Origin of the sequence: Glycomyces sp. NPDC048151, assembly GCF_043202775.1 — a bacterium.
GTDB lineage: Bacteria > Actinomycetota > Actinomycetes > Mycobacteriales > Micromonosporaceae > Glycomyces.
In genome coordinates, this window is record NZ_JBIDBB010000007.1 from 236,427 (window position 1) to 242,637 (window position 6,211).

Annotated in this window: 4 protein-coding genes; 3 read left to right on the plus strand and 1 reads right to left on the minus strand. The window is 67.0% G+C overall.

Annotation, left to right across the window (positions count from 1 at the left end; translation table 11 throughout):
- Positions 1–85: 85 nt before the first annotated feature.
- Positions 86–1,420, plus strand: a complete 1,335-nt coding sequence (locus tag ACGGCP_RS18570; RefSeq protein WP_392967687.1) for a beta-eliminating lyase-related protein — start codon at positions 86–88, stop codon at positions 1,418–1,420.
- 135 nt (positions 1,421–1,555) lie between these two features.
- Here ACGGCP_RS18570 and ACGGCP_RS18575 read toward each other — a convergent pair whose 3' ends face one another.
- Entirely contained in the window at positions 1,556–1,963 is a 408-nt protein-coding gene (locus tag ACGGCP_RS18575; RefSeq protein WP_392967689.1) for a hypothetical protein, read from the minus strand.
- Between the two features lie 267 nt (positions 1,964–2,230).
- Here ACGGCP_RS18575 and ACGGCP_RS18580 point away from each other — a divergent pair, with 267 nt between their 5' ends.
- Both ACGGCP_RS18580 and ACGGCP_RS18585 read left to right on the plus strand, forming a co-directional pair.
- Complete coding sequence (locus ACGGCP_RS18580; protein ID WP_392967691.1) at positions 2,231–2,635, plus strand: CU044_2847 family protein; 405 nt, start codon at positions 2,231–2,233, stop codon at positions 2,633–2,635.
- A 7-nt stretch (positions 2,636–2,642) separates the two neighbouring features.
- Positions 2,643–6,211: trypsin-like peptidase domain-containing protein (locus tag ACGGCP_RS18585; RefSeq protein WP_392967693.1), on the plus strand; the 3,569-nt coding region annotated here is incomplete at its 3' end.

A 6,211-nucleotide genomic window follows, 5' to 3' on the forward strand; every position in this document is an offset into this window, starting at 1 on the left:
ACGCGGTCCTACCCTGGCTGCGACTAGGGCGCCGACGCCGAACGGGACGGCGCCCGACCCGTGCCGAAGCGCCCAGGAGGACCCCGTGGCCGCAAGTTCCGCCGAACACCGCAAACTCGAACGCATCTTCGCGATCCTCGACTCCGACAAGAGCGGCGTGATCGAACGCCGCGACTTCGAACTCCTCGCCGCCACGGTCGCCGAGAGCCGGAACCAGTCCGAAGGCAGCCCCGAAGCCGAGGCCCTGCGAGCAACCCTGGTGCAGCGCTTCGAACGCATGGCCGCGCAGGTCGACGCCGACGGGAACGGCGAGGTCACGTTCGACGAGTGGCTCGCCTACAACGAGTCGAACCCGTCCGACGAGGAGCTCGAGCGGATCATCGACCAGACCGTCTTCGGCGCGTTCGCGAGCGACAACAACGCGGGCGTCCACCCCGACGTCATGGCCGCCCTCAACCGCGTCAACGTCGGCTACGCCGGCGCGTACGGCCACGACCTCCAGACCCGCCAGGCGGTCGGCGCGATCCGCGACGCCTTCGGCGACGCCGCGGTCTACTTCGTCTTCAACGGGACCGCCGCCAACGTGCTGGGCCTCAAGGCGGTCACCCGCTCCTGGGAGTCCGTCCTCTGCGCCGCGAGCGCCCACATCGCGACCGACGAGGCCGCCGCGCCCGAGAACTACCTGGGCTGCAAGATCATCGCGATCCCCACGCCCGACGGGAAACTCACCGTGCCGCTCATCGAGCGCCACCGCGTCGCGTTCGACGGCGTCGACCGGCACAACCCGACCCGCGTCGTCAGCATCTCCAACCCGACCGAGCTCGGCACGCTCTACACGCCGGAGGAAGTGCGCGCGATCGCCGACTGCTGCCACGAGCACGGCATGCTCCTCCACCTCGACGGCGCCCGGATCTTCAACGCCGCCGCGGCCCTCGACACCGACCTGAAGGCGCTCACCTCCGGCGCCGGAGTCGACGTGTTCTCCTTGGGCGGCACCAAGAACGGCATGATGATGGGCGAGGCCGTGCTCTTCTTCGACCGGAGCCTGAGCGAGCACTTCATGTACATGCAGAAGCAGGCCATGCAGACGCTCTCCAAGATGCGGTTCATCGCGGCCCAGTTCCAGGCCCTACTGGAGCGCGAGCTGTGGCTCGCGAACGCCCGGCAGGCGAACGCCATGGCCCGCCTCCTCGCCGAGAGCGTCGCCGAGCTCCCCGGACTGACCCTCGACCAGCCGGTCTACGCCAACGGCGTGTTCGTCAAGGTCGACCCGGAGCTGCTGCCGCGCTTGCAGAACGAAGCGCACTTCTACGTCTGGGACCCCGACCGCGGCGTCGTCCGCTGGATGACCTCCTACGACACGAACGAAGACGACGTGCGCAACTTCGTGCGCATCGTCCGCCGCGCGATCGAGGCCTGACACGCCCCTGCACACTGCTTTTCGGGAGGGGCAACGCAGCCCGAATGCAGCCCGTCCGCACCCGCAAAAGCACCTCCGAGAACGGATTACGCCGCCGTGCCTTCGGGCACGGCGGCGTGGGTGCGCTTGCGGCGCTTAAGCGTTCAGCGCCTCCTCGATCTTGCGGGTCATCTCGGCCATGACCGGGCTCGGCGCGCCCTTGTGCGCGCGGGTCGCGGCCTCGACGGCGACGCGGACCGTGGAGCGGAAGTTCTCGGCCTCCGCCGGGTCCTGCGCCTCCAGCAGCTTCACCGACTCGGTGACCGCAGGCAGCACCTGGTCGGCGATCGCAGCGGCGGACTTGCCCGGGAACTTCAGGTCCTTGGCCTTCGCCCCGGCGAGGGCGTGCCCGACCGCGCCGGTCGCGGCGGTCAGCGCCAGCGACCCGTCGGTGCTGACCTTGTGGGCCGAACCGGCGATCCCGGCGAAGGACATGAGGGTGACGACGCCGTAAGCGGCGGTGCGGATGACGGTCTGGTCCTGGGCGGAAAGGCTGATGCTCATCTTCTTGCTCCATCTTCGTTTCGGTGAGGTGTTCCTCGTTGATGAAGCAACTATGGGCCGCCCGACTTGCACCGCCCTGACGCGAACCTGTCGCCCCCGCTGACATCCTCGGCTCCCCGGTTGACCGGCGTCTTCGAAGACCCCGCTGTGGTGCGGACATGAGAGAATCATGTTCCTTGACTGGACCTTCCGGGCCGTGGAGGACGTTGCACCCCATCGGTGTCTCGCCGCCCGGCCGCGGCGTCCACTGGCATGGAGGGAGCAGCGGTGGCAACCATCGCAGTCCGCATCAACGACGAACCCGACGCCCCGAGACTCCTCGTCGAGGTCGACGACGCCGAGCTGACCGATCCGCCCGCGACTCCCGGGACCCCTGGGACGCCCGGGACTCCCGGGACCAAGCCCTCCGAGGCCAGCGCCCTCGGCCGCCTCGCCGGGGCCATGGGCAAGGAGGCCGCCACCGCCCTCGACAAGTCGCTCAAGTCCGTCGTCGCCGTGTCCGGCGCGATCCTCGAAGAGATCAAGGACCTCGAACGCGCCCCGAGCGGCATCGAGGTCACCATGGGCTTCAAGTTCGACGGCTCCGGCAGCCTCAAAGCCGTCTCCCTCAAGAGCGAGACGCACATCGAGCTCAAGTTCAGCTGGAGCAACCCCGCCGACGCCGGACAGTAGGCGCCGCATGTTCGACAACCCCTCCTGGCTCGTGCGCGTCCTCGCGAAGACGAACGACGGCACGGCCACCGCAGGCACCGGCATCGCAATCGACCAGCGCCATGTCATCACCTGCGCCCATGTCCTCGCCAGCGCCGCGACCAACGGTGAGCCGGTCCTCCTCGAACTGCCCTTCAACAAGGCCGTCCCCGGACGGATCGGCGCGACGGTCCTCTTCTCGCACTACGACAGCGACCGGTCGGAGGACTTCGCGGTCCTCCGACTCGACGACGAGATCCCCGACATGGCCCCGCCCCCGCTTCACCGCGCCACTACATTCAAAGGGCGGCAAGCCAAAGCGCGCGGCTTCCCCTGGGCCGAGTCGTCGGTCTCCTCGGTCGCCGAAGTCGTGCTCTGGGACCAGACGCACCGCGGCCGCATCCAGCTCAACCGCTCCACGACCGAAGGCGACATCCTCAAGGGAGGGTTCTCTGGCGGCCCGGTCTGGGACTCGAACGTCGAAGCGGTCATCGGCATCGTCGTCTCCGCTGAAGCAAACGGCAGCGGCGCCATGCTCACACTGGACAGTCTCCAAGACCTCTGGCCCGAACTCGAAGACCGCATCGGCCGGTTCCCCATCAAGACCAGCGACTACGAGTCCCACTGGGGCCCGCGCGCCACCGGCTCCACCCTCGCCCTGAGCGGCTCGCGCTTCAGCGGCCGCTCGGTCGCGCTCCGCCAGATCAACAAGGCGCTCGCCGACAAACCGACACCGAACATCCCCACGGTCGTCACCGGCAATCCCGGCGCCGGCAAGTCCGCAGTGCTCGCCCGGATCGTCACCACTGCGGTCACCGCTCCGGCGGACGGCCACCGAGGCGCGGCCGACGAGTGGATCTCCGCCAAGCCGGGTTCCGTGCACTGCGCTGTCCACGCCAAAGGCAAGACACCGGACGAGATCGCAGCGGAGATCCTGCTCGCCGCCGGACTCCATGAGCTGCAGGACATCGACCGGTTTCCGGTTCGCATCAACGTCGCGCTCGCCGACCGCGAACGCTTCAACGTCGTCATCGACGCCCTCGACGAGGTCGTTCCCGGACGCAGGAAGAAGTCCGGCAACCCGGTCCGCGACGTGATCGTCAAGATCATCAAGCCTCTCGCCGCGATCCGCGCCGCGAGCGTCGTCATCGGCTCCCGCAAATATGCCGGAGTCGATGTCGGCAAGCTCCTCAGCGACGCCGCCTTCATCGACCTCGACACCGACGACTACTTCGACCCCGACGACCTCGTCCGCTTCGTCAGCGCCACTCTCCAGGACACCAGCCGCGACCGCAATGTCGCCGTCTACGAGGACGACGCGATTGCAATGCCCATCGCCGTTCGGATCGCCGAGGTCTCCAACACCAACTTCCTCGTCGCCAGTCTTCTCGCGCATCGGCACGGCCTCCTCGACGTTGAACCAGTCGCGCCCGAAGACATCCAGTTTTCTGGGGCCGCCAAGGACGCGTTCCGCGAATACCTCGAGTGCCTGCCGAAGATCAAGGGAGTCAGTGCCGACGCCCGCGAGATGCTCACCGCGTTGGCCTTCGCCGAATCGCCCGGGTTCACAGTCGACTTGTGGACGGCCGCCGTCAACTGCCTCGAGAACGTGACCGTCGAGCCTGATGCATTGCTGGCCTTCGCCAAGGGGCCCGCTGCGAACTTTCTCATCGAAGCGAGCACAGGGGCCGTCCCGCAATTCCAGCTGTTCCACCAGGCCCTCATCGACGCCGCCCGCGAATGGATTAAGGAGGATCGCAGGTCCATCGAGGAATGCAATGCCAAGCTCGCGAAGGAGTTCCAGCAGCGAGTCGAGCGCATCGGCTGGGACCGGGCCCCGAGCTATCTCACCAGGTCCCTCGCCACGCATGCGGCCGCAGGCAACCAACTCGATGAGCTCCTGAAGAGCCTGGACTTCCTCAGCTACGCCGATCCGTCTACCCTGCTCGCGGCCATGCGTGCACAACCGGGGATCCGGGAGCGGCGCATCGCCTCCGCCTATCGCACCAGAGCCCACCTCTACCAGGCGATTCCTCCCGGCAGTGCCCGTGCGCAGCGAATCCTCATCGACCTGGCCAGGGCTGGTGTCAAGAACTTCGGCATCGAGAGCGCCGAAGCCTGCTGGCGCCCGCGCTGGTGCGTCGGAGGCGTCTTCGATCCGAACCTCGTGCAGGCGTACTCGACCGCGCATCGGCGAGGCGACGCGAACATCGAAGAGGAAGACGACCGTGTCCTCTTCCGCGGAGGTGACGGCGAGGAACTGGTCTGGAAGCTCGACGACGATTACCGGCTCACCGTGTTCCGAGCGCTCAGCGAAGACCCCAGGATCATGGGGAAGGGCATTGTGGATAACCGGAGCGTTGGTGCGGAAGGAGGCGAGGACGGCACGATCCACATCTGGGATCTTGAATCCGGCGAAACCGTCGCACTCTTCCTTGCCGGACCTCCGGATCCCATCGGGCTCGCCATCGGGGAGGTCGGAGGCCGAAGTCTCGTCATCAACGGCACCGAGGACGGGCCCGTGGTGGTCTGGGACCTCGAAACCCGCGAGCATGTGATGCGGTTCGAAGGACATTCCGACTGGGTCCGATCGGTGGCGTTCGGCAAAGTCGACGGCGCACCGGTAGCGATCAGCGCAGGCGACGACAACACCGTGCGGGTATGGGACCTCGCCGCAGGAAAGCAACGGGCGGTGTTGGAAGGTCACACAGAGTGGGTCGAATCGGTGGCGTTCGGCGAGGTCGACGGATCGCCGATCGCCGTCAGCGGCGGCGATGACGAGACCGTTCGGGTCTGGGATCTCAGAACCGGAGAGCAGACAATGCTCGACAGCGAAGCCGGATTGGTCAAGGCGGTAGCCTTCGGCCGCTTCTACGGGGCGCCGATCGCCATCGTCGGCAACGATGACGAGATCGTGCGCGTATGGGATCTCAGGACAAAGCGGCTGATGCTCGAACTCGAAGGACATTCCGAGCAAGTGACCACTGTGGCGTTCGGCGAGATCGACAACATTCCGGTCGCGATCAGCGGCAGCGAGGACGACACAGTGCGGGTCTGGGACCTGAGAACCGGCGCACAGCGAGCGGTCCTCGAAGGCCACACCGACTGGGTCAGCAGTGTGGCGTTCGGCGAAATCGACAACATTCCGGTCGCGATCAGCGGCAGCGACGACAACACGGTGCGGGTCTGGGACCTGAGAACCGGCGAGCAGCGAGCGGTCCTCGAAGGCCACACGGGTGGAGTCTTGAAGGTGGCGTTCAGCCGGATCGACCGCAGGCCGGTCGCCGTGAGCACCAGCGAGGACGACTCTGTGCGGGTGTGGGACCTTCAATCGGCCGCGCCGTACATTTCCCTTGGGCGCCATGCAGACTGGGTCAACTCCATCGTCTTCGGAGCGATCGGAGGGACGCCGGTCGCGATCAGCGGCAGCGACGACGAGACCGTGCGGGTCTGGGACCTCAGGAACCAGATGCAGATGCTGCACTTCCAGGACCACATCGACGCGGTCAACGCGGTGGCGTTCGGCGAGATCGACGGCACATCCATCGTGATCAGCGG